This window comes from Flavilitoribacter nigricans DSM 23189 = NBRC 102662, from assembly GCF_002646595.1.
GTDB classification, from domain to species: domain Bacteria; phylum Bacteroidota; class Bacteroidia; order Chitinophagales; family Saprospiraceae; genus Flavilitoribacter; species Flavilitoribacter nigricans.
This window is the reverse complement of record NZ_PDUD01000070.1, coordinates 1-26,233: the sequence shown is the minus strand read 5'-3', so window position 1 is coordinate 26,233 and position 26,233 is coordinate 1. Positions and strand designations below refer to the sequence as shown.

General features: G+C 47.6%; 18 protein-coding genes. 15 read left to right on the top strand and 3 right to left on the bottom strand.

The features are described 5' to 3' along the window. Positions 1–36: 36 nt before the first annotated feature. Positions 37–483 (bottom strand): STAS domain-containing protein, encoded by a 447-nt coding sequence (locus CRP01_RS39865; RefSeq protein ID WP_099155701.1) that lies wholly within the window; start codon positions 481–483, stop codon positions 37–39. A 690-nt stretch (positions 484–1,173) separates the two neighbouring features. Here CRP01_RS39865 and CRP01_RS39860 point away from each other — a divergent pair. Beyond that, positions 1,174–4,590 carry a T9SS type A sorting domain-containing protein gene (locus CRP01_RS39860; RefSeq protein WP_170110744.1) on the top strand — a complete coding sequence of 1,139 codons (3,417 nt, stop codon included), beginning with the start codon at positions 1,174–1,176 and terminating at the stop codon, positions 4,588–4,590. Positions 4,591–4,803: 213 nt separating this feature from the next. Next, positions 4,804–5,217: a MaoC family dehydratase gene (locus CRP01_RS39855; RefSeq protein ID WP_099155699.1), complete on the top strand. Its 414-nt coding sequence runs from the start codon at positions 4,804–4,806 to the stop codon at positions 5,215–5,217. A gap of 149 nt (positions 5,218–5,366) precedes the next feature. Here CRP01_RS39855 and CRP01_RS39850 read toward each other — a convergent pair whose 3' ends face one another. Together CRP01_RS39850 and pnuC are read right to left on the bottom strand one after the other, a co-directional pair. Next, entirely contained in the window at positions 5,367–6,767 is a 1,401-nt protein-coding gene (locus CRP01_RS39850) for a Gfo/Idh/MocA family protein (protein ID WP_222845940.1), read from the bottom strand. 82 nt (positions 6,768–6,849) lie between these two features. Further along, positions 6,850–7,467, bottom strand: coding sequence for a nicotinamide riboside transporter PnuC (gene pnuC, locus CRP01_RS39845; RefSeq protein WP_099155698.1), 618 nt, complete (start codon positions 7,465–7,467; stop codon positions 6,850–6,852). A 194-nt stretch (positions 7,468–7,661) separates the two neighbouring features. On the opposite strand from pnuC, the gene CRP01_RS39840 reads away from it, so the two are divergent. The 13 genes from CRP01_RS39840 (at position 7,662) to CRP01_RS39775 (ending at position 26,074) form a co-directional block, all read left to right on the top strand. Further along, entirely contained in the window at positions 7,662–8,237 is a 576-nt protein-coding gene (locus tag CRP01_RS39840) for a Crp/Fnr family transcriptional regulator (protein ID WP_099155697.1), read from the top strand. Between the two features lie 62 nt (positions 8,238–8,299). After that, positions 8,300–8,740: a carboxymuconolactone decarboxylase family protein gene (locus CRP01_RS39835; protein ID WP_099155696.1), complete on the top strand. Its 441-nt coding sequence runs from the start codon at positions 8,300–8,302 to the stop codon at positions 8,738–8,740. A gap of 13 nt (positions 8,741–8,753) precedes the next feature. Then, the gene (locus CRP01_RS39830; RefSeq protein WP_099155695.1) at positions 8,754–9,473 is read left to right on the top strand and encodes a DJ-1/PfpI family protein; all 720 of its coding nucleotides are present in this window, start codon (positions 8,754–8,756) and stop codon (positions 9,471–9,473) included. 804 nt (positions 9,474–10,277) lie between these two features. Then, on the top strand, positions 10,278–12,110 hold the full coding sequence (locus tag CRP01_RS39820; RefSeq protein WP_099155693.1) for a CHAT domain-containing protein: 1,833 nt from the start codon (positions 10,278–10,280) through the stop codon (positions 12,108–12,110). 12 nt (positions 12,111–12,122) lie between these two features. After that, positions 12,123–14,135 carry an ATP-binding protein gene (locus CRP01_RS39815; protein ID WP_099155692.1) on the top strand — a complete coding sequence of 671 codons (2,013 nt, stop codon included), beginning with the start codon at positions 12,123–12,125 and terminating at the stop codon, positions 14,133–14,135. 677 nt (positions 14,136–14,812) lie between these two features. After that, positions 14,813–15,610: a hypothetical protein gene (locus CRP01_RS39810; protein ID WP_099155691.1), complete on the top strand. Its 798-nt coding sequence runs from the start codon at positions 14,813–14,815 to the stop codon at positions 15,608–15,610. A 25-nt stretch (positions 15,611–15,635) separates the two neighbouring features. After that, positions 15,636–17,288, top strand: coding sequence for a WD40 repeat domain-containing protein (locus CRP01_RS39805; RefSeq protein ID WP_099155690.1), 1,653 nt, complete (start codon positions 15,636–15,638; stop codon positions 17,286–17,288). Then, positions 17,272–17,712 carry a DUF4907 domain-containing protein gene (locus CRP01_RS39800; protein WP_099155689.1) on the top strand — a complete coding sequence of 147 codons (441 nt, stop codon included), beginning with the start codon at positions 17,272–17,274 and terminating at the stop codon, positions 17,710–17,712. Before CRP01_RS39805 ends, CRP01_RS39800 begins: the two co-directional genes overlap by 17 nt. Before the next feature lie 73 nt (positions 17,713–17,785). Continuing rightward, on the top strand, positions 17,786–19,408 hold the full coding sequence (locus tag CRP01_RS39795) for a Kelch repeat-containing protein (RefSeq protein ID WP_099155688.1): 1,623 nt from the start codon (positions 17,786–17,788) through the stop codon (positions 19,406–19,408). 59 nt (positions 19,409–19,467) lie between these two features. After that, positions 19,468–21,054: a Kelch repeat-containing protein gene (locus CRP01_RS39790; protein WP_099155687.1), complete on the top strand. Its 1,587-nt coding sequence runs from the start codon at positions 19,468–19,470 to the stop codon at positions 21,052–21,054. A gap of 63 nt (positions 21,055–21,117) precedes the next feature. After that, on the top strand, positions 21,118–22,740 hold the full coding sequence (locus tag CRP01_RS39785; protein WP_099155686.1) for a T9SS type A sorting domain-containing protein: 1,623 nt from the start codon (positions 21,118–21,120) through the stop codon (positions 22,738–22,740). Positions 22,741–22,755: 15 nt separating this feature from the next. Further along, on the top strand, positions 22,756–24,429 hold the full coding sequence (locus CRP01_RS39780) for a Kelch repeat-containing protein (protein WP_099155685.1): 1,674 nt from the start codon (positions 22,756–22,758) through the stop codon (positions 24,427–24,429). Between the two features lie 34 nt (positions 24,430–24,463). Further along, positions 24,464–26,074, top strand: coding sequence for a Kelch repeat-containing protein (locus tag CRP01_RS39775; protein WP_099155684.1), 1,611 nt, complete (start codon positions 24,464–24,466; stop codon positions 26,072–26,074). Positions 26,075–26,233: the final 159 nt, after the last annotated feature.

The window sequence follows — 26,233 nt, the reverse complement described above, 5'->3', positions numbered from 1 at the left end:
CTCCGAAGTTTACGCCCGAGGTAGCAGAAATTTTCATTACGATTCAATGGGTATGACCTTCATACCCTTCCGCTGTAAGGCAACGAGGAGCGCCAATTTTAAATTCTTAACAATATGTAACCGATCACTTATCTCCACCCCGGCCGATACCATTGCCTGCGCCACTATAGGCTGAATACCACAGAAGATAACATCTACTCCAACCAAAGAGAGGATCTTTACAAATTGCACCAGATGCATACTGATGGCCGTATCGATCATATCGACATTCGTCAGATCAATAATGATCAGATCGGCTTCCGAGGAGTTGATGAGTTCCAGGGCCAGATCGGTTGCATTCTTGATCCTGGCCGAATCCAGGGTGCCGAAAAAGCTGGAATAAAGCCCTCCCTCGATCAGTTCGTTAATGATGATCGGGGATTCACCGCCGATCTTACGCTGGCTAAACACCACGCGGTTTTTTTCCATTTTACCTTCGCTCATATTAAATTACTTATGGTTACGGGAGTATTCAGTCCTTCGGAAAAGCAGGGCTAATTTAGCGATTTTTTCTCTTCTCCCTACCGGATATAAAACATCGGCCGGGAATCGCCCTATATACAGGTATTTTTCTCATTTCTGCGGAAATTCGTAAATTTTCGGGAAGAAATTTTACCCAGAGCTTTCCATCTATCAGAATTATCAGTAAATTAGTCTTACCCTAAAACAAGGGGTCACTATTCATTTCTTCCTTGTCCTTATTTTCCTCTACCATTGTCGCTTTCTTTCAATTTTTGACACTTGATCTAATTGATCTGTCTTATTGCTAATTATCTGTTTTATCCCTCTATCCAATTTCTTGTCCCGAAAGTCTTCAAAAATTATTGCGGCCCGGATCAATCTCCGGTCCCGGCAACTGATCATTCCTAAAAACTTAGTACAAACTGTTTATGCTTTAGTATGCTCCCGTGCCGGCATCCCCGGTGCGAACAGAAATTTTATGTCTTTGTAGTTCATAGGTCAGTCTTACACTATCCACATTTTTTATTCATTATTCTGACCGACGAAAACGGACTTATCAAAGTAACAGCACTGCCGTTTGCCGGGCTTAAATGCACCCCGGCAGACCGGGCTGTTTATTGTCACTCAAATAATTTTTTCACAAAAATTGACCAACACCAAACTCCCGGTAAAATGAAACAGATTACCACCAAAAACACAAAGGGACTCATTCCAAGTCAACCCACAAGCCCGCTCGTGGCTAATTATTTAATTCTGAAAAACTACAGATCCATTTTAAAAGCGCTACTCTTTCCTCTGGCTCTGATGCTATCGGTACAGCCGGCAACCAGTCAGACCTGCGTACCGCAGCCACCGGATGCCAACGACATTCCCAATCCGCTGCACGACCCTGATTGTGGTGTAACCATGAATGATTGCACCTCCAAGGATCTGAGTGTAGTAGGGGCTTATCTGGAAATGGACGAAGATTGTCCCGACTGTACCCCCGGAGAACAACTCACCGCCGAATTGTTCCTGATACTGCAAAACACGACCGGTTCCACCCGGACGTCCTTCGCCATCTTCGGCGATCTGGAGATCACTTCACCGGATGGAACCGTTTCGCTCTGTCCGATCTCGCGCTGTAACGGTCCGGTGCCCCGCTTCTCGGACACTCCCGTTTCGTATGGCTTTATCACTTTCAAATGCGGCGACGGTTTGAAACTGACCAATGTGTTACTGTCCTGGACCGACGCCGGTAAAGGCAGTACCTGTGCCAATCACGATTGTGCGGAGATCGCGCCCAAATGCGGACAGGCCGACGAGATCGAGATCGCCAGTGTACTGGCGGCAACCGGCTCCAAAACGGATGTCGTTTGTAATGATGACAACGGACCGAGCAGTGACGGTACGGCCTCCGTCAGCGCTATGGGCGGAAAGCCCCCTTACTCCTACGCCTGGTCCAACGGCGGCTCCACGGCTTCCATTAGTAACCTGGCCGCCGGTGGGTATACCTGTACGGTAACCGATGCCAACGGCTGTACCGCCGAAGTACCGGTAACGGTTGGAACACCGGCCCATTTCAGCTGCACGGCTTCTCAGAAATTCCCGGTTGTCTGTAATGGAGAAAGCAACGGTTCGGGTATGGTCGTCGCTACCGGAGGCACCGGTGGCTATTCCTACAAATGGGACAACGGCAATACCAGCGCCACCGCCAACAATCTCGATGCCGGAACGCACTACGTTACGGTTACCGATTCCAAAGGCTGTACCAGCGTGTGCAGCGTATTGATCACGGAGCCTGATGCACTCAGCTGCTCGGCCGGCCAGAATTCACCGGTAAAATGTTACGGGGAAAGCAACGGCTCCGCCACCGTCACTCCCAGCGGCGGCAACGGTGGTTATTCCTACAAATGGGATAACGGCAATACCAGCGCTACCGCCAATAATCTCAATGCCGGGAGTCATTCCGTGACGGTCACCGACTCTAAAGGTTGTACGACCACCTGTAGCGTTACCATTACCCAGCCCAATATGTTGACCTGTTCGGCCAGTCAGAATACACCCGTGGAGTGTTACGGAGAAAGCAACGGCTCGGCCACCGTCACCCCCAGCGGCGGTAACGGTGGTTATTCCTACAAATGGGATAACGGTAATACCAGTGCTACGGCCAACAACCTCAATGCCGGTTCGCATTCCGTCACTGTAACCGACTCCAAAGGTTGTACCACGACCTGCAGTGTGACGATCACCCAGCCCGATATGCTTTCCTGTACCGCCAATCAGAACAGTCCGGTGGAGTGCTACGGCGAAAGCAACGGCTCGGCTACCGTCACTCCCAGTGGCGGCAACGGTGGCTATTCCTACAAATGGGATAACGGAAATACCAGCGCTACCGCTAATAACCTCAATGCCGGGAGTCATTCCGTGACGGTCACCGACTCTAAAGGTTGTACGACGACCTGTAGCGTTACCATCACCCAACCCAACATGCTGACCTGTTCGGCCGGTCAAAATACACCCGTGGAGTGTTACGGAGAAAGCAACGGCTCGGCCACCGTCACCCCCAGCGGCGGCAACGGTGGTTATTCCTACAAATGGGATAACGGCAACACCAGTGCTACGGCCAACAACCTCAATGCCGGTACGCATTCCGTCACCGTAACCGATTCCAAAGGTTGTACCACGACCTGCAGTGTGACGATCACCCAACCAGATATGCTGTCCTGTACCGCCAGTCAAAACAGTCCGGTGGAGTGCTACGGGGAAAGCAACGGATCTGCCACCGTCACCCCCAGCGGCGGCAACGGTGGTTATTCCTACAAGTGGGATAACGGCAATACCAGCGCTACGGCCAACAACCTCAACGCCGGTTCGCATTCCGTCACCGTCACGGATTCCAAGGGCTGTACCACCTCCTGTACGGTGACCATTGGCCAGCCGGATCGGCTCAGCTGTTCGACCAAACAGAACTCGCCCGTGGAATGCTACGGCGAAAGTAATGGCTCGGCGACCGTCACCGCCAGCGGTGGTAACGGTGGCTATTCCTACAAATGGGACAACGGAAATACCAGCGCTACGGCCAACAACCTAAAAGCCGGTAGTCACTCCGTCACCGTGACCGATTCCGAAGGCTGTACCACTTCCTGTACCGTGACCATCAGCCAACCGAGTTCCTTGTCCTGCTCAGCCAGTCAGAATTCGCCGGCCGATTGTACCCTGGCCAACGGTTCGGCTACTGCATCCGGCAGTGGCGGCAACGGTGGTTACTCCTACAAATGGGATAATGGTAATACCAGCGCTACGGCTAATAACCTCACAGCCGGTACCCACTCCGTCACCGTAACCGATTCCAAGGGTTGTACGTCGGTGTGTAGTGTAACGATCGAGGAGATCTGCGGTTGCTGGGTCGTTCGCCAGAGGAGCAACTCCTACAGCGGTGGCACCACCAGGCTGAGCTTTGAAGTCTGCGTACGGGACGAAAGCTGTCCCGCCGTTTCGAATGTGCTGTTCTCGCTGCCTTGTGGCGAAGTAGCGATCAATCCGACATCCAGTGATCCCGGCCTTTCCACGGAAAACCCATCCGGGCGTTACAATCGGAAAACCGGACGTTGCAGCAGCGATTATGGCCTGCGCTACGAAAGTTTCAACCGGGGCATCGACGGCTGCACCACCTTCACCTACGAACTGGACGGCAACTGGACCAATTACACCACCACGGTCTGGGTGAAAGGCGGCCGTACGGAAGAAGTATTCTCCTTTGGTCCGAATCCTTTTATTGCCAATGTTAGTACCTCGGAATCCAATACCGCTCCGATCGGGCTGCCTACACTGGCGCCGGAATTCGAAAAGATCAGGCTGCAGGTATTCCCGGTACCGGCCCGGGGCGACGTTCAGTTCCAGTTTACGGCCACCGAAAATGAAAGAGCAACGATCGATATTTTCAATCTCGCCGGCCAACAGGTGGCCCGGATCTTCAATCAGCAGATTGATGCCGGAGTGACCTACACGGCCTATCTGAAAGATAACAGTCTGCCCGAAGGCACCTATTTCTACCGACTGGTAGCCGGGGAACAGACTCAGCAAGGAAAAATTTTACTGTTCGAATAAATGGTTTAAGCACATTGGAACGCTGCAACGCAAGCATCATCCAATGTCCCCCCTCTTGAGTTCAAGGCCCTCACCGGATATTCCGGTGGGGGCTATTCCATTTGCAGATTCCTGCTGCAGATTCGTATCTTAGGCCGGGAAGTAATCCCGAACCGCGTAATGATCGCCGTAGCAATCGGCACGAGAAGTGCCATGCACCTAACCAGAACAAGTATGAAAAAAATCACCAAGGGGCAGACCGCCACCCGCAGTATGACCGTGACGGCAGCACACGTAAAGACTTTCGCCGAACTAAGCGGCGATTACAATCCACTGCACTTTGACGAGGAATTTACCGCCGGCACCAAATTCGGCAAACTCGTCGCGCAGGGCGGCCTCACTACCGGCCTGCTGCACGCACTGGTGGCTATGGATCTGCCCGGCCCGGGCACCGTCTTTTTGAGCCAGAACTGGAAATTTACCGCACCGGTCTATATCGGGGACACCATTACGGCCGAGGCCGAAGTGCTGAGCGTACATGCCTCCAAACCCGTTACCCAGCTCGGCATCGTCATCAAACGGCAGGATGGGGAAACCGTTCTGGAGGGCGAAGCTTGGTGTTATACTTTTACTCCGAAAACATCGTAGAGGCCAGGGTTATCGCCGATCGCTATCGGGAAAGCGGTGAAGCCGATCAATTGCTGCCGCTCATTTCCCCAAAGTTGAGCCTTTGCCCGAAAGAAAAAGCCGTGCAAATCACGGCTTTCCCATCAGATCATTATTTGTTTCGGTTGTGCCTAGAGGCGAACGGAACGCGGCTGGAGGTCCGTCAGTTCGGCGATCTTCACCGGTTCTCCGGATTCGATGCTCTTCCGGGCGGCGATACCGATCAGGCAGGACATGGCGCCGTCGCGTACTCCGGCTGCGTGTTTCAGCGGATCCGGTGCGCTGGGATCCTTGAAGATCTTGTCCTGCAAACGACTGTCACCACCACCGTGACCACCGCGCTCGTATCCCACCTGGATCATCTGGTGTTTCTCCCAGGTTTTGTGTAACACGAGCGGATTGTAAACCATATTTTTATTGTCGTTCTGGCTCATTTCGGCTGCGTGCAGCGCCGCCTGATCCAGGCTTTCGTTTTCCATCCAGGGAATGTCCTGCCAGGCTTCGATACGGCCGTCCATGCCGTTGAAGGCAATGCGCCAGCCCTCAAAGGGCGAATAGGTCGTCAGGGAGTAGTTGACGATCACATCATTGGCGTATTTGATCTGAGCCGACATCTTGTCGTAGATATTGATATCGTGGCGGAACAGGCAGTTGTCCCGGATATAACCGTCGTATTCCTCATTTTTCACGTAGAGATCCATAGAGCGCTTGTCCTTGGTGATATCCCAGTAGAACTTGCACTCCTTTTTATGGTCACAGGTCCGGCATTTGTCCCCGCGGAACGGGCCGTTGCTGCCGTAATGTTCCAGGGCACCGTAGGCCGTGACTTCCACCGGATCGGAATCGATCCACCAGTTAAGCAAATCAAAGTGGTGGGTGGCTTTGTGTACCCAGAGCGTACCGCCCGCCTGACGCAGTCCGTGCCAGCGACGGAAGTAGGAAGCCCCGTGGTAAGTATTGAGGTACCAGTGAAAATCAACCGAGGTTACCTTACCTACTTCCTTCTTGTGGAGCAGTTCCTTGATCTTGGTCATGTAGGGGCTCCAGCGGTAGTTGAAGCCGACGATCAGGTTGCGGTTCGATCTGCGCTCCGCATCCAGGATATCCTGGCATTTATCTTCATCCGTGGTAAGCGGCTTTTCGGTGAGTACATCGCAGCCCATGTCCAGACCCTTGACAATAAACTGGTGGTGGGTAGAGTCCTTCGTCGTAACGATCACCAGATCCGGCTTCACCGTGTTGATCATTTCTTCGAAATTGGTGAAGGTCGGACAATCGACTCCCATGTATTCTTTAGCGTAAGCCAGACGACCGGGGTTGATATCACAAAGACCAACGAATTCCATAATATCGGGATATTCGTCTACCAGGCGGCGGCCCCAGAAACTGGTCCCCCGCACCCCGGTACCGGTCAGTACTACCCGGAGTTTTTTATTACCCATGCCGAAGTGCAGCGGACTGGAAAGTGCACTGCCGGCGGCAAGCATGCTGACCGCGGTCAGAAAATTTCTGCGTGAAAAAGTACTACTCATTATTACGTATTTTATGCTTGTTAGAAAGTGGTCGAACGTTTTTGGCCGGTGACGTCCAGAATGTAAGACGTCAATCGTTTTGTCATCCCTGTATTTCCACTGTATTTTTCATCTGCCGCCGCCAGCTGAAATAACCGTTTGCGGCGATAATTACGTAAATGACCATCAACAGCGCAAAAAGATAAGCTCCCTGCCGGCTGTACAGCCAGACGTACAGACTATCCGCCAGTATCCAGTACAACCAGGTCTCCAACTTCTTCTGCACCAGGATAATGGTGGCCGCAACGGACAAAATGGTCGTAAAGGCATCGGCATAAGTAGCGGCAGCCGGCGTATAGTTGGCAAAAAAGTAGCCGAAAAGGAATGTTGCCGGGAGAATGGCGGCCCAGTAGGTGATATGTTCGCGTACCGTCAGATGAGTGGTCCGCTTTACCCCCCCACTTTGCTGGCTGTATTTCCACTGGTAGATGCCGACGAAGGCCATCACAATATAAAAAATTTGCAGCAAAGCATCCATCCAGAGCTGATAGAAATAGAAAGAGGCGTAGGCCCAGAGGCTACAACTGATGATCCCCCAGAACCAGCACCAGATGTTTTCGCGGGCGGCGAGTACCACGTAGATAATGGCGGTAATGGTGGCCGTCCAGTCGATCCAGCTGAAGGCGCGGGCCTGTTCGAGCGCTTCGGCAAATACATCCATCCAGAATTATTTAGCAGTTTTTAAAATCGGGCACGAATAATACGAATTTTCGGCCACTTGGTCCGAAAGGAGGCAACCGGCAAATGAATCCGCTATCGGTTCCGCCGAAAGCAGGATGGCAACTCTATTCGATCCGGCTTTTTTACAGATATTTGGGCCGTCTTTAATTATTGAATGGTAATTGCCCGCTGCCTATGACCCACCGACTATACCGGCACCTGAGCCAGTTCGTAACTTGTTCCGAAGCAGATTTCCGGGAGATCCTTTCCTATTTTCAGGTCCGTCGCCCCGATAAAAAGGAGGTGCTCATGGAAGCCGGCCGGCGCTGCGATCATCATTATTTCGTATTGGAAGGTTGCCTGCACATGTTCTACGTCAGCGATAAGGGCGCGGAAAAGACCGTCAAACTCGCACTTGAAGACTGGTGGCTCACTGACTATCTGGCCTTTCACCACCGGAAACCCACGGAGTTTTACATTCAGGCCGTAGAACCATCGCGGGTACTGTGCATTGACTATGAGCGCCAGGAGCAACTGCTGGCGGACTTTCCGGCCCTGGAAACCTACTTTCGCAAGGTCTACGAGATCGCCTACGGCGCCACCATCATGCGGATCAAATATCTCTACGATTACTCCAAAGAAGAGATGTTCCTGAATTTTATTGATCAGTTCCCCGATTTTGCCCAACGGGTGCCCCAGTATCTGCTGGCTTCCTACCTGGGTCTCACGCCCGAATATCTCAGTGAGATCAGAAGAAAAAAGCGTTCTTAAACCAGCTTAAGTTTTTTCCGGATCCCGGCTTTTACTTTTGTCCCGATCAAAATAACGAGCACATGGAAAATAGAATTCAGATCGACGTGCTGGAGCCGGAAGCCTACCAAGCAATGTTTGCTTTGGAAGCCTATCTCAGCAAAAGTCAGATCAATAAAACGCACAAAGCGCTGATCAAGATCCGGGCCTCCCAGATCAACGGTTGCTCTTTTTGCATCGATATGCACACCAAAGAAGCGCTCCGCATCGGGGAATCGCCCCAACGGCTGTTCCTGCTGGATGCCTGGCGGGAGACGTCGCTGTTTACTGCCGAAGAACGCATCTTACTGGAAGTCACCGAAGCGGTCACGCTCATTCACCGGGATGGGCTGCCGGAGGACCTCTACCGGCGGGCGCTGGACACTTTCGGGGAACACTACCTGTCGCAGATCATCATGACCATTACGACGATCAATGCCTGGAACCGCATTGCCGTCAGCACCCACAAACCCATCACTGATTAATACCATTAGAAATATGAAAAAGTACTCCATATCGATCTTATGCCTGCTGACTGTTTTTTTTGCCTGTCAGCCGGGAGCACAGCCGGAAGAAAACGATACATCCGGGACGGTACAACATGCATCCATTGACCCCGACCTTCCTACCGTGGGATTACTCATGTATGATGGCGTACTCACCACTGAGGTAACCGCTGCATTGGATGTATTCACCAAACCGACGGCAACGGGCGAAAAACTTTTCAACGTCCTGACTATTGCGGAAACGCCGGCCGCGATTATCAGTGAAGAAGGTTTGAAAATGGTGCCCGACATCAGCTTTGCGGACTGCCCGGAACTGGACGTGCTTTTCGTTCCAAGCGCTTATGACATGTCGGCCCAGGTGAAAAACCAACGACTGGTCGAATTCATCCGCACCCAGAACCAACACACCCGCTATACCGTCAGCAATTGTGCCGGCGCTCACCTGATCGGTGAAGCCGGTATCGCAAACGGCAAAAAGATCGTCACCTGGATCGGGGGCGGGGCCGAACTACAGGCAGCTTATCCCGAGCTGAAGGTGCAGAACGATTCTTTGGTCACCTACGTGGAAGATGGTAAATTCCTGTCCTCTAACGGGAATCTGGCCAGTTATATTTCCTCGCTGGAGTTATTGGAAAAGTTAACCGACCGGAAACACCGAGAATTTGTTACTTCTTACCTTTATCTGGATCGATTGCAGGCGTGGAGAAAATAAACAGCGCGTAAAAAGGTTTTTAAATTTCAGCGGGCTACCATCCATTTTTGGGTATATAATCGGTCTGCAAAATACATCTTATTGAAGCTATTGTTGATTACCTGTCCAAAACTCGCTACCATGAATCCTTACAAGTATTAACGATTGCTTTCGTGCTTACTATCGCATTCTCCGGTTTAAGTACCGCCAAAGCCCCACCCGGTCTACTGCCCTCAAAATAGCGCCTAAATCTCCTCAGTTGATCAGCCCCTCCAAAGTAAGACTGCGGCCCCAGAAGGGTATTAAGATCATCGATTACATCCTAAAATCAAAATTACAGGAAGGCCGTAATTACCTACGTTTTGGTGATCGCCGGATGTTTGTCGGTGTAAAAGCTGGAAAAGTGCTCAGTGCAAAAGTAATGGATCCAATGGGCCAGTGGGGACCGAACGTGATAACTACCGGACAAAAAGTGATGAAATTTACCTGCACGGGCGGTATCTGCTATTGCCAGGGTGATAACAATTGCAACAACATGTTTACCAGTACAGTTTGTAGAGATGCCGCGGTGTGTATTGATGATAAGTGTTATTACGCTCGGAACTGAGTAAAATAGGATCCTTAAATTGAGTCACTATTTTCGTCTACATCGAAAATAGTGGCTTCTGGTTTTATAACAGCTACTCTTCAATTAATTGAAAATAGATTTTATTTTATATTTGTTGGATTGTGCTCCGTTCGGCACCGCAATAAAGATACCCTTCATCTCTTTTAATAAAATTCATTTTCTCTATTTTTAATTATGAACGGTAATCCAAGCAAAGAATGTCAAAACCCATCATTTTTCTAGCTTTTGCCAATGACCGGGACGCCTACCTGAGCATGATCAACCGGGAGCGAAAAAATGTGTACCGTACACTGCGGCGGCATAGTGACGAAGGGATCATCCAGTTGGAAGCAGAAGCCAGCACTACCCTGGAGGATATATTTGATTTTTTTACCCGTTACGATAATCAGGCCGTTATCTTTCATTACGGAGGGCACGCCAGTGGCAGTCATCTGCAACTCGAGACGGCTAGTGCCGGCAATCATGCTGCCGGTGCCGGTGGTCTGGCCCAATTGCTGGGGATGCAGGAAAACCTGCAATTGGTTTTCCTCAACGGTTGTGCCACCAAACCCCAGGTGGAATTACTTCTGAAAAGTGGGGTCAAAGCGGTACTGGCTACATCGGTTCCGATCCAGGATAAAATGGCCGTTGAGTTTGCCGAACAATTTTACCACGCGTTGTCCCGCCACATCAGTATCAAAAAAGCGTTTGATATTGCAACGGCATTTGTCACCTCCAAATACGAAGGGCGGCGAGGCCCGCAAACCTACCGCGGTATTGTTCTACCGGGCTCGGACACCGGAGGACTTCCATGGGGATTGTATCTCAATGAAGACGCCACCGGAGTGCAGGAATGGACATTGCCCAAGCGCCGTTCTACCCCAAACGTACTGCGTAACCGATTCGATTACGAAACTCGGTTGGATGTCAATGACATTCTTATTGACATCATTTGCGAAGAATTGGCGGAATACAATGCTGACCTCGACGACGAACTCAACAAAGAAGAACTCGATATCCCCTCCATAAAAAGAGAGATCGTCGATTCCTTTCCTACTCCGATCGGCGAACACCTGCGAAAACTGTTTACCCGCAGTAACGACCCCAGTCTCCCCGATGAGATGGAGCAATTTACTGCCGGTCGATTGAAGCAGCTGATCACTACTTACCGGACTTCGATGCAGTTCATTTGCTACATCCAATTATCCCAACTTTGGGATGAAAAATACAAGAACCGGGAGTTGCAGATCGGAGAAGACTACATTGTTGATTTTAATAGCTTTTTTACCCTGAGCGAAGCCAACTACCAGAATTTTGACTACGTAAAACTCATCCTCACCATCAGCGATATTTTTGATGACTACCAAATTCCCTACTTTATCGATGAGCTGGTCGACCTCAAGATCGATACCGAGCGAGAACCGGAATTATACGAGGCTTATATTTTCATGAACAGTGTACAAGAACTGGTCCTGAACCGTGAAGTAGAAAAAGATCAAACGGAAGATCTGTGCATGGAAGCGGAGCACCATTTAGGGATCATCCTGAAAAAGATCGCCTTTTTGGTAAAATACAAACTGGTCACCATCAAAAATATTGAGATCGTCAAATCACGACACGAGGCTCCCCGTTTCCGGCACAACCAGATTACTCTTAACCGGGCACTCACCGTTGCCAGTACCGGTATTGCCGAAATAGGCGTGGAATTTGACAGCTTCACGGATAATAAAAGTGTACTGTTTCTCAAAACCGAGGATAATCAGATCAAAGAATTCCTTAATCTCACTCCTTTTGTAATTGACGAAAATGCTTTAAACAGCGACTACGCTTCTAAATTATTTTTATTTGCCTTCCAGGATGAGCGTGCTTATTCCTATCAGTTTTTAAATAACCTCAATGATGAACCCCTGATCGTTAACGATTCCACCTACGCCACGATTCAATCTCAATTTGACCGTTTCAAAGCCGAGATCTTTGACCGGCAGTATGATCCGCGTCCTAAAAGTGAAACTATTAAGCCGCGTGGATCCAGATTTTCCCGAAAACGCTAAGTCCGTACTTCTATGTCTCCAAACAATTCCCCATTTAAATTTCTGGATGCTTACACCAAAGCTGACAAAGACATCTTTTTCGGCAGAGACGATGAAGTGGAGCTACTCTATGACCTGGTCTGGAGGTCCAATTTGACTTTGGTGTACGGGCAATCCGGTACCGGAAAAACCAGCTTAGTGAAATGCGGCCTGGCCAATCGATTTGCCGAATCGGACTGGTTCGATGTACATATTCGCCGCAATGAAGATATCAATCAGTCACTCCTTGACAACCTGGAACAGTTCGAACCGGAAGAAAAAGACAACAACAGCAAATTGCGGGAAATGCTCATGCGCAAACGCCAGGGTATTAAGCGTACCAAATCCACCAATGAGAAAGCAAAGAACGAAGTTATTCACCACCTGCGCAGTTTGTATAAAAATTACCTGAAACCTATATTCCTAATATTCGATCAGTTTGAAGAATTATTCATTCTGGGAAGTCAGGAGGAACAAAGTATATTTTACGAAACGATTGCGGAGATCCTGGATACCGAAAACTACTGCCGGGTAATCCTGATCATGCGGGAAGAATCAATTGCCCAACTATATGATTTCGAGCGGATCGTCCCTTTTTTATTTGACAAAAGGCTACGGGTAGAACCTATGGGTCGTTCCAAAACGGACGAGGTCATTACCCGAACTACCAAACAGTTCGGTATCGAATTGGGAGATCAGCAGGTTGGCAGTGAAATCATCAACGTGCTGGCCGGAGGACAGGGCCGGGTAGAATTAACTTATTTACAAGTATTTCTGGATCAGTTATATCAGGCCGCAGCGGAGGAGGAAAGGGACCAGATAACCTTTACCACACCACTGGTGGAGCGCTTTGGAAACATCGAGGATGTGCTGGGGGATTTTCTTAGCCGGCAAACTCTGGCCATACAACTACATGCAGCTTCCCGGTTCCCGAATATCAATGCCAACGCAGTCAATAAGTTATTGAATGCTTTTGTAACGCTGGAAGGCACCAAGCGGCCGCTGCGCAAAGAGGAAGTGCGAGTCGGTAAACTGGAAAAAGACCAGATCAATTTTATTGTTGATGAGTTAGAGCAAAAGCGCATCCTCCGCTTTGACAACAAACGTCTCGAACTGGCCCACGATGCCCTGGCCAGCAAGGTGGCGGAAACCCGCACCGCCGACGAAGTCGCCCTTTTACAAATTGCCAACATCGTCAACAATCGGCAGAAAGAATTTGCTGCTACCAAAACTTTGCTGAACGCGAACGAACTGGGACTGATCAATGTGTACCGACGGCGTTTGGAAGAGGAGGAACTGCTCACTCCGGTCCGATGGGATTTCGTCAATAGAAGTGCCGCCGCCAATCGCCGCCGCCGTTTAACCCTGGCGGGTATTGTTCTGGCGGTAATCGCCAGTCTGGCTACCCTGGCCTTGATCGCTAACGGGCAGCGACTTAACGCTCAGGAAAAAGCTACGGAAGCTCAGGAAAACCTGGAAGCCATGCTGGAAGCTCAGGAAAATGAGCGGGCAGCCAATTACCAGGAGTATCTGAGCCGGGGTAACGCCCAAATGGCCCAGAGTCGTTATGCGGAGGCCATCCAATCTTACGAAGTGGCGCTTACTTTTGATTCTACCGGTACCGAGGCGCAAGACAGTCTGGTTGCAGCTACCAGCAAATCGGATGCGGGGTCTATCTTTAATCAGTTGATGAGCGAAGGAGACGAGCTGTATGCCCGTGGAATGATCACCTATATCGATGCCATGCGCAGATACCAGGAAGCCCTGGCCCTCGGTTTCAACAATTCGCTTGCGCAAGGAAGGATCAATGAATTAACCGGAAAATTAGTAACGGCATTCGATACTTTTAAAGATAGCGGAGATCGCTTTTTCAACGCCGCCCAGACCGACCAGGCTACCAGTTCCTACCGGTACGCACTGGAACAATACAGAAACGCCGCCAAGATCCGCCCCAATAATCGTCATATTCAGGAGCGCATTCGGCAATGCCTGGCCAAGATCAACTAAGTATCCGGATACCACCAAGTTAGCACCAGCACGAGACTACCCGGAAAGGATGGATAAGTATATAGGTGTGAATAAAATCGTATACGTAAAGTAGCCGTATATTAACCGTTACACTTATGCCTCCCTTCGGCCGCTTGGTTAATGGTTTTTCTTGTCCGTCAACAAATGAACGGCTGGGCCGCATACAACTTACCCCTTCAGAAAAGCCGATCCATTTCGGGAAAGTGGCTGAATAACCGGTCTATTTTTAGTCCTCTTATCTATTTACGTCTACTTTTTTTGAAACATATTTTCCATCAAAATTCACCCTTAAAATCTGTTTATCAATAATTTAAATACAAATTAATTCATTCTGAAATACTTAAATTTAAAACTTTGGGCCAAAATTGTCCCAAAAACAATAAGTAGATATACTTAACATTGCTCTTAATAGTTTTGAAATGGATCGGTATCTATTTTTCAAAACCCTGATTTATGCCTGTTAAATAGGTTTCTATCCAGCCATAACCTGGCCAGCCCTGATTCATCCCAAGTATAGCAACAGCCCTCTTTACCATTCCCTGTAAACAAATGAATTATTATTCGTTACTCTTGCTATAAGATACATGAGATATTTACCACTAACTATCCTGCTTTGCCTGATCCTGCCTGTATGGTGTTCAGCCCAATTAAAGGTATTGGAATCAAGCACCCAAATCATAAACAGCACGATCGATCTTGCCAAAGGAGATCTTTTACCCGGCTCTGTTACCGGGACGGCTGCTGTCCATATCAGCAACTTGCAAATAGCCGTCGACAACGGAGATATAACGATCGGCTATGAACTTTCCGATCTGGAGGAAGATCAGTACTACGAAGTATTGCCGGTCATCAAACTGAACGGGCAACGCCTTTTGCTCGCTGCTGATGAATTTCGCGGTGATTTCGGTCGCCCGTTATCACCGGGAACCAAAAAGATCACCTGGCTCAATCCGCTGGAACGATACATTAATCTATCGGGAGAACTGGAAGTAGAACTTCGCGTCAATCAATGGGGAGAACAGGAATTCCCCTACGATTGTGAGCTCGGTGAACCCACTTTTACCGGCAGACAAAAACGTCCTTATCTACTGGCCGCCGGGCTGGGTGCAGCCAGTATCGGAGCCGGTCAGTTGTTCAGAAACCGGAGAGACGATACTTACGATCAATACCAATCCTCGGAAACACTCGCCGAAGCCACCCCCTACTACGAGGATGCCAACAGCCAACATCATACCTACCTGATCCTGACCTGGGCCGGAGCCGGCATACTCGCCATAGATGCGGCGATGTATCTGATCCGACAGAATAAGTATAAAAAAGACCTTAGGAATTATGAGACCTATTGTAATCCTAATCGAATTGGGTTTCAACCGGTAATAGAATTACCGGCAAGATCAATGCATCCCAACGGCAGTGTTGGCTTTAAACTTACCCTTCCCATCGGGGGAAATTAATCTTGTTGAATCACATCGCTTGGACATGAAAAACCTATTCACCTTTATTTGTCTGATGATTAGCCTGGGATCATTGCCCTTAAATGCTCAGTGCTATCAGGACTTTTTTAAAAGAGGCAAACAAGCTTACGATGAACTGCAGTTTGAAGTAGCCATTGCACAATTTAAGGCGGCGCAGGTTTGCCCCGGCATCACTCAGGATCAGCGATTGGAAATTGTGACCTGGATTACCGAAGCCCAAAATGGCTATATAAAAGCCATTAAAAAACTCCAGGAGGAAGCCATTGAGGCCCGAAAAATAGCGGAAAAAAATGCCGAGATCGCGGAGCAGCGTTCGGTAATCACCGAAGCGAACCGCATTGCTTTTCTGGCGGATCAGGAGCTGGAGCGAAAAAACTATGACGATGCTATGGCTCTGGCGTTTATGGCCTATAATATGGTTAAGGATACCTTTATTCCTAAAATAATCAACACCTTTGGTGATGCCGTCTATTGGAAATACCATCAACAGTTAAAGGAAAACGGTCGGAATATCCTGGGAGGAACGCTATCTCCCGATGGAAGTAGGGTGATTACTTATGCGGATGATCACAGTGCTACTGTATGGGGAAACGATGGGGAGATCATCGCGACTCTCGAAAGCAGCGATAGTCCGGTTTACAGTGTAGCCTTGGCTCCGATCGGTGGAGAAGCTGTTACTGGCTCTACGGATCAAACTGCCCGAATTTGGAAAGATAACGGTACTCCTTTGGCTACGCTTGAAGGCCACAATGGCGAGGTAACCGGCATTAGTTTCGCGGTCAACGGAGAGCAAATTATCACCTGGTCGCGGGATGGTACAGCGCGGCTTTGGAACCGAGAAGGAAATTCCTTGGCGGAATTGATTGGCCATAAGGCGGCCGTTCTTGAAGCTGTATTTTCACCGGACGGTAAACATATACTCACTCGCTCCGCCGACTGGAGTGTTAGAATATGGTATGCGAATGGGCAAGCGAAAGGTCAGCCCCTGCAACATACCGGCTATATCTATCGCGCTTCTTTCTCTCCTGACGGTCAGTCGATCCTCACGGCATCAGCCGACGGTTCGGCTAAGTTATGGTCTTTATCCGGGGAGGTTTTGGCTAATTTCACCGGACCTAACGGTCCGGTAACTAATGCCGCCTTCAGTCCGGATGGCCAGCTAATCCTAACTACGGGTACAGGCGGTGAGCTGCTATTGTATCAGCCTGACGGTAAAATGATCGCCAATGTCAAAGCCCACAATCGACCAGTCGTTGATGCCGCCTTCGGAGGCACGCACTTTTTCACTCAACCGGAATCGGGTCCCATCAAGATCTGGGATTACAGTGGCAGACCGGTAGCCATATTGGATGGGCAGCCCGGAAAGGTATTGCAAACCAGATTTTCTCCCAACGGTCGGTTCTTGTTGAGCGCCTATGATGATGGAAATACTGCTTTGTGGAATCTGCGGGGAAATATTATGATGGATTTTTTGGGAGAACCAGAGCTGCCGATGTCTGTGGTATTTTCCAAGGATGGCAATTGGCTAATGTCTATACAAAAAGGTCGGATGGCTACGGTGAGCCCGATACCAGCTTATATCTTCGAACGCCTGAATGAGGAGGGTTTTCCGGCGATGAGTGCAGAGAAAATGGAACGGTATGGAATACAAAACTGAAAATTCAATGGTTTGCAGTTTCAAGCCCACCTTATCCGGAAAGTACCAATCTGCAAACATCCAAACTATTGATGTTTTCTTGGTCATGCTATTCCTACTCTGTGGCGCATTTGGCCCTGGCTGCAAAAATGTCAATGAGTCAATAAACGATCCGGTACAAACCCAAACGTCCTTAGCGGTAGCCGATAATTCCGCAGATATGTTCGTTCGTACCTTTCAAACTGATTCCGGTTGGGGGTATGATATTTACTACCTAGGAAAGCGCTATATCCACCAACCGCATTTGCCGGCAGTGGGAGGAAACCGGGCATTTCGATCGGAACCTACCGCTAGAAAAGTAGGGGAAGCTATGATAGAAAAAATGAAAAAAGGAATTTTCCCACCTGCTTTGACCCCCGCCGAAGTTGATAGCCTTATAAACTGAATTCAATCACAACGCCCCAGGTCAGAAATAATACCATTGATTAACAATAGCTATATTTAAAATTAAACCCGTAATGAATTTAGGTTTAACGAGAAATCTTAATCTTTTTTGGTTGCTAATGGGAGGGTTCAGTGCATTATTATGCCTTTCCGGTTGTGAAAAGTGGCAGCTTGAACAGTCGGATTTTTCCCAGGTAGAAATAATTTCGCTGGAAGCTTTATCGATCGACTCCATCCGTATTACCGGCCAAGTAATTGACCTAAACATTCATCCTCTGGCGGAGCATGGTTTTATTTGGACCACCCAAGAAGAAGCTCCTTTGATCATATTTAATGAGGGTAAAGTTGATTTGGGTTTGAAAACTCCATCCGAGTCGTCTTCCTTTTCCAAAACCTTACAAGTACGCCCGAACACCCGGTATAATATTAGGGCCTATATAACGACGGATAATATAAATTACGTGTACAGCGAAAGCCAAACTATCACTACTGGTCACGGTACTGTTTCAACACTGGAGTTGGACTATCAACGTGGAGACAGCCTGGATGTTTACGGTCAACTATCAGGCACAAGAAAAGGATTGGTGGCTATTAAGCATGGCTTCTGCTGGTCTACGGTAAGACCGGAACCGACTTTGACCGATCATTTTGTCGACCTGGGACAACGAAGGAACGACGAAGTATTTAGCGGTATAATTAATGGTTTGGAAAATAATACCATCCATTATATCCGGGCATTCGCGCTGTTCTCTATTGAAGGTAAAGTGGATACCCTGTACGGAGAGGTAATTGCTTTTGAAGGTGATCTAAATACTTGGACCCGAAGAGCAGTCTTTGGCGGGGGCCCCACTTCTGTTGGTGTAGCCTTTTCGATTGGAGAAAAAGCCTATGTAGGCACCGGGCATCAGTATGAGACCTCTCTACATTATGCCGGGTTTTGGGAATACGATCCCTCACTGGATACCTGGACACAAAAAGCAGATTTTGCCGGAGGGGAGCGGGTCGCAGCCGTCGGTCTCTCCGTGGGTGAAAAAGGATACATAGGTTTAGGCTTCAAGTACCAAATGGTGTTTAATGATTTTTGGGAATACGATCCCAAAACGAATATTTGGACTCGAAAAGCCGATTTTCCCGGAACAAAAAGATTCAAAGCATCAGGATTTTCTATTGATACCAAAGCATATTTAGGACTAGGCCAAAGCTTTCCTGACGATATCATGCTACCAGATATTTGGGAATACGAAACAACCACCGACCAATGGAATCGAAAAGCAAATTTTGGAGGTACTCCGAGAATTGATGCAGTTGCCTTTGCAATCAATAACAAAGGTCTTGTTGGTACCGGATTCGGTGACGGTTATCAACCCGACTTTTGGGAGTACGATCCAGTCAAAAACAGTTGGACGTTTAAAACTGTCTTTCCCGGCTCCCCGAGAACTCTGGCTACCGGATTTTCACTCAAAGGTAAAGGTTATGTTGGTACCGGTGAAAGTGCCAAGGGGGAATTAAAAGATTTCTGGGAATATGATCCGGAAGCGGATAAGTGGACGCGTAGAACAAATTACGGTGGAGTACCTGTAAGGGAAGCCATAAGTTTCACAGTCGGCGATAAAGGTTATATCGGAACCGGTAATTTTAGAATTGATGGCGTTTTTTTTCCTATTGACGTCGATGAATTATGGGAATTTGAACAATAGCCCGGGGTAGTAGCCCCTTTGCACCATCTGCAATTAACATTCTACAAAATTCTTAGATCATGAATGTTCGGAATTGGTTGATCGTAGGAATAGCTTGCAACCTTATTTTTCTGGTTTCATGTGAAAAATGGGATCTTCCACCTGTTGATATTCCAGAAGTAATCACCGGGAAATTCGAAGCAGCAACAATCCCTTCAGAAGGCAAACTATATGGCTCAATAAATGGCCTTTTGGATAACGGGTTTGTGGAAAACCACGGCCATGTTTGGTCGCTGATCGACAGGCCTGAACCTACTGTAGAACAAAATGAGGGTCAAAGCTTATTTGGAAAACGGGGAAACGAAAGTTTTCAATCTCCGGTAACTGATCTCCTGCATGGCCAAATTTACCAATACCGAACCTACGTCTTGCACAATAACCAAGTTAAATACGGTGAGATAGAGCAATTCCAAACTGCTTTACTCTCCCCCGACTTGAAAATCGACAGCATTACTAAGAAAGATAAAGCTTCAACGGCCACTATATATACCTCCTTTTCCGGCTTATTAGAAGGGTTGCCGGTTACGTCTTTCGGTATCACGTGGAAGGAGGGGTCGCCCCCCAATGTAGTCACTGATTTTACTATTGCGGAGCAGGACATTGTAATCAGCGAATCCGAATTTAATTATAGTAAAACCATTCAATTGCCGCTAGGAGTTACTTATGTCCGCCCTTTTCTTCAGGCAGGTGGTCACATTTATTATGGTGAACAACAGATCATTCGGACGGAAGATACCTGGCTTCAAAAGTCAGATTTTGGGGGGAGGCCTGCAGAAGCAGCTATTGCCTTTGCTATAAATGGCAAAGGTTACGTTGGATCCGGGAGAGTTCAATTTTCGGGGGAGAGGTACACATCCGAATTCTGGCAGTACGATCCGGATGAAGAGGTTTGGATACAAAAAGCAGATATTCCAGGGACTCCGAGAGGGTATGCAGTCAGTTTTGTAGTTAAGGGAAGAGCCTATGTGGGTACCGGATTGTTTACAGGAAACGTGCCATCGAGGGATTTGTGGGAATATGACCCGGCAACCAATCAGTGGACCAGGAAAGCACATTTCCCAGGCGGGCAAAGAACATTTGCGGCGGGTTTTACTATTGGTGATAAAGGATATTTGGGTACAGGAAGTAAGGACTATTTTAATGGAACCCCCCAAGCCGACTTCTGGGAATATGACCCGGTTGATGATAAGTGGACGCGCAAAGCAGATTACCCAGGTGCAGCCAGATCTAATATTAAAACATTTTCCCTGGAACAAAAAGGCTATTTCGTCGGCGGTAGTAACAGATCTTTTAATGAAGCCATATCTAAAGAACTATGGGAATACGATCAAACCAGTGACCGGTGGGAACGAAAAGCCGATATTGAAGATGAGATAGCAAGTTGGAGCGCGGCATTCTCTATTGGCAGCAAGGGATATATTTTAGGCTATGATAGCTATTTTTGGGAATATGCTCCATTAAAAGATCAATGGATAAGGAAAGCGGACTATAATGGTGGTTTCAGACGAGACCCTACTGGTTTCGCTGTCGGCAGTAAAGGATATATCGTTGGTGGTTACGATGGTAGTTTTCGAAAAGACTTCCGAGTATATCAATCTGAAAAATAACAATTTACATGTTATTACTCACCGTATTGTTTTTCATTAATTTTCGAAATTGACGAACCTTCAATGATAAAATCAACCCAACTATTTGCAATAATATTTTTTAGCGTAACTGTCGGCCGGGCCCAACCGGCCAACGATAATCTCTGCAACGCCATAATGATCAACGTGGGAGCAAGCTGCGAACTCCCGAACATCGATCTCGAAATGGCCACGGCTCAGGAAAATGAACCATTTATCTACTGTAGTAGCGATTCTCAGATTGACACCGTGGTATACAATTCCGTTTGGTATAGTTTTGTAGCGCCGGCGGAAGACATTGCGATCATTGCCGTTACGGACACTTTTGATTTTTTAAAGGATTTTCAAATCAACCTTTTCGAGTTAAGCGAATCGTGTGAAGACCTCTCTAGCCTCAAAAATATTGATTGTTCAATACCAATAAACGATGATGGTGTAATCATGACCCCAAATTTATCGGAGGGTATCGCCTATTACATGCAGGTTTCAGGTAAAAGATACCAGCAGGACAGCATTAATTTTTCCGGAAAAGGTTGTTTAACTATTACCACAATCACCCCTCCGATTAATGACGATCCGTGTGGTGCCATCCCGTTGGATTTAGAAAATCCCGCTCAAATATTTAGCAACCTTGGAGCCACCGTTCCGGAAAGTGAATTTTTCATCACGCCACCCGTATCAAGTCGCTTCGCTGGTTTGGACGGCTGGTCCGCATTTAATGACACGATAGATAACTCCGTCTGGTTTACCTTCCGTACTCCTCCGGATGGGGGTAATGTATTAATTGATTTAAGTAATAGCTTTGAACTTCCAGGTAATTTTAATGCTCAGGTCGCAGTATACCAGGTTGAGGACTGTAGCGACTTCAGCACATTCAGTTTATTAACAGCTGCTGACATAGGTTTTCTTGAAAATCGCATAATTGAAAATCCAGTTTTTATGATGGAATGCCTGGAAGGAAATAAAACCTATTATTTATTAGTAGATGGCGCTAGTTCCTCATTTGGGAGGCCTACCCGCGACAAAGGTTATTTCTCCATTCAGACCAGCTTAGCCAGGCCGGCTCCTTCGGTAGGTACTATAGGTCCTGCCACCGAATTGGATTCAGTCTGTGTAGACGATGGCTTGCCGGATGTTTTTGCGGTTGATTCGGAAGGCGGTTTTGGGTTCGATTACGAATGGATTTTTACCGATACCAATCTAAACATTACCAGCCTTCCCGGAGCTCCGCCCTTTAACTTTGAAGGACAAGATGCCGGCACTGCCCTGGTTTGGTTGATATACTTTGACAATATTATGGGTTTGGAAACCAATGCTAATCTCAATGATCTTCAGGGCTGTTACGCACTATCCGATTTCTTCGAGGTTTCTAAGATTACCGGAGATGCCTGCGCTAGTCTATTAACTACAACTAATGACCACTGGTCGGAAATTGACGTATCCGTAAGTCCCAATCCGGTAAGTGACCTGCTCCGGATTAAGACCGATTTTTTCCCGGACCAGGAAAGTATGCTGGTCATAAGGGATCTCCACGGCCGAGTTTTGATTAGTCAATATTTCCATTCAACTGAACAAAGGATAGATGTTTCTTCCTTACCGGAGGGTCATTATTTTCTGGAAGTTAGGAATAAACAAAAAAACGCGTTCAAGCAATTCATCAAACTTTAGACACTATCCGACCATATGAACCATAACCAATTGTTTACCATTCCGCAATCCGGTAGTTCTCGTGGCAAAACCCGTCCGATATGGCTTTTTTTACTGTTCGGTTTTGTGTTTTTTGCTTGTGAACCCTGGGAATTGGAACAGCAGGATTACATTCAAATCGAATTAGAGCCAATAGAAACGATTTCAATTGATTCGGTAAGAATTACCGGTTTGATCGGTGACTTATCGATCGGCCCCATAACAGCGCATGGAATCTTATGGAGTACCAACGCAATCATTCCCTCATTTTTTGAACACGACGGTAAGCATGCCTTTGGTGGGAAAACCATTGATCAAAATCCGCAATTTTCTGCCATCATTAAATTGGCGCCAAATACTGAATATATTTTTAGGGGCTATGCCACCACGGATGGAAAAAACTACGTTTACAGCGATCCGGTAGCATATATCAGTGGAAATGCAACGATCACTACTTTAGGTATCGATTACGAAAAGGAATACAGTCTGGAAATAAGTGGAAAACTGACGGGAACCGAAAAAGATCTCACCGCAGTAAAACACGGTTTTTGTTGGTCCAATAAAACCGAACTGCCCACCCTGTTCGACCAATTTGTGAACCTCGGCACCCGACTTACTAACGATCCGTTCTTCTACACGCTGGAAGGATTGGAGAACGAGGAGGATTTATTCATCCGGGCCTATGCCATACTGCAGTATGCCGATCTGCGGGCAGATACGATCTATGGTAATACGCTCCAATTTGACGGCGATTTAAACTTCTGGAGTAAAGTCGCTGATTTCCCGGGAGCGTTGAGCTTTTTGGGTAATGCATTGACGTTCTCGATCGGAGATAAGGGATATCTCAAACCGCAGTTTAGGGTATTTGATGGTGATTTACGCTCTGATTTTTGGGAATATGATCCGGAGACCGACGCCTGGACCCAAAAAGCTAATTTTAGCGGTCCGCCGAGATCCGGTGCTACGGCTTCTGCTACTGATCGCTACGGATACGTTGGTCTAGGTTCGGATGAGACTAGGAGTCTGCTCCAGGATTTTTGGCAGTACGATCCAATGGATGATAGCTGGGAACAAAAGGCCGACTTTGCCGGTGGACCTACTGAAAATGCTATTGGTTTTGCGATTGACGGAAAATGCTATTGGGGGGTAGGAAGAAAAGTTAATCCTGATTATTCTAAGGAATTAACGGCTACGCTCTGGGAGTATGATCCTGCAGGGGATGAATGGACACAAAAAGAAGATTTCCCCGGCCCATTGAGAGTAGGGGGTATTCATTTTTCAACTGCTACAAATGGTTACTTTGGCTTGGGAGGTGGATCATTTACTACGAGTTTGGATGATTTTTGGGAGTACGCACCCACTAACAATACCTGGACCAGAAAAGCCGACTTTGTCGCCGGGCCAAGAAGAAATGCCGCTGCGCTCTCAATTAATGATAAAGGATATGTCGGTTTGGGAGAAACCGATGCTAGGGAGATTGATTTCTGGGAATATGATCCAATGACAAATGCCTGGAACCCCAGAGCTGATTTTATTGGTGAAAAAAGGGTAATAATAACGCCGGCAGCTACTTTTTCAATTGCCGGAAAAGGATACTTAGGATTAGGTTTTAACTTCTCTACGGTCAATTTCGCTAACGAGCTTAAAGATTTTTGGGTGTTTGATCCTTAATATTTGACATTTAAACTTACAAAATGTATATCCAATGAAACTACTAGCTTCCAGTTATGATAGTGCTGGAAAATGGAATATTCCTATAGGCATATTATGTTTTATATTAGTCTCGGTTTTGTCCTGTGAACGTTGGGATCTGGAGTTACAGAATGTTCCCGAGATCAAATCAATTCAAGTTATTGTAGGGAATAATCCCACCGAGTTAACGATAGAAGGCGCTATCAGCGGTATCTTGAAAGAAAATTTTGTAGAACAATATGGACATGTCTGGTCCCTATCCCAGCAACTGCTACCCTCCTTAGATGACAATATTGGTAAAACAGTGCTACAAAATTCCGGGAACGGCAATTTCAGAAGTGAAGTAAACGGTCTAACGCCCGGTCTGACTTATTTTTACAGAGCTTATCTTGTAATTGACAATGAAGTCATATATGAGAATGAAGTAAAACAATTAAATACCCAGCCCCTACCGGTACACCTGGAAATAACATCCATCGTACAACCTTCCGGCTCACAAAGGGCCACCGTGGCCGCCACCATTTCCGGACTTCCCCAAGGACTGCCGGTATCCAGCTACGGGCTTACCTGGAGTTCCCAAATTGCTCCCGACATAAACAACGATCCTTTCGAAGCGGAACAGGGAATCATTACTGCATCTTCAGCAATATCGTTCGAAAAAGAAATTCCGCTTTTTTTAAATAAAGTATATTTCAGACCTTATCTAACTGTAGCAGGGAAAACCTTTTACGGTGAGGCCCGGTCCTTTCAATTAGAAGATGTCTGGTTCAAACGATCTGATGTGCCCGGTAATGATAAAAGTGGAGCATTTGGATTTTCAATTGGTACCAAAGGGTACGTTGGTGGAGGGGAAGAACCCGATTTTTGGGAATATGACCCCGACAAAGATACCTGGACCAGAAAGGCAGATTTCCCCGGTGAAACGCCAAGGCTGGGTGCCGTAAGTTTCGTTATCCAAGGGAAAGCTTATGTCGGAACCGGCAGTATGCTTGGCTGTTTTTGCCCGTACCGTACCAAGTACGAAGATCTGTGGGAATATGACCCCAATGAAGATACCTGGACCAGAAAAGCAGACTTTCCTGGCGGCCCTCGCCACCACGCAGCCGGCTTTGCGATTAATGGTAAAGGCTATCTTGGCACCGGAGTAGATTTCTTTGGAGACGCTCAAAATGATTTTTGGGAATACGATCCACCAACGGACAGCTGGAAGGAAGTTGCCAGTTTTGAGGGGATCGCCCGCTACGGAGCAGCCACTTTTACCATCGGAAACAAGGGTTATTTGGGCATCGGAATAATAGATGGTTCAATTCGAAGAAGAGATTTCTGGGAGTATGCCCCATCTGATGATAGCTGGACGCGTAAAGCAAATTTTGTGGAGCAAGGACGAGCCTGTACGGTAAGCTTTTCAATCGGTGATAAAGGATATATCGGCACTGGCTGTGACAATACCAGCGACCGGAATAATGACCTTTGGGAGTTTGACCCAACTACTAATGTGTGGACTAAGAAAACCAACTTTACAGGAAGAGCCAGGCAGGAAGCGACCGGGTTTTCTATTGGTAACCGCGGGTATATTGGCAGTGGACTCGGAGTTACTGACTTTTGGGTGTATCTGGCGGAATAAGCATGGAAAATCAGGCGTAAAAGACTTTCCAGGTTTTTGGAGACCTACGGTATGCACACAAATGTGCCAATAGTTCTTTGACAAGATTGCTATCTTTCCCAAATGGGAAAGCGATTAAATAGTAAACTAGGAGACAAACGTCTAGAGAAGGGCTTTGAA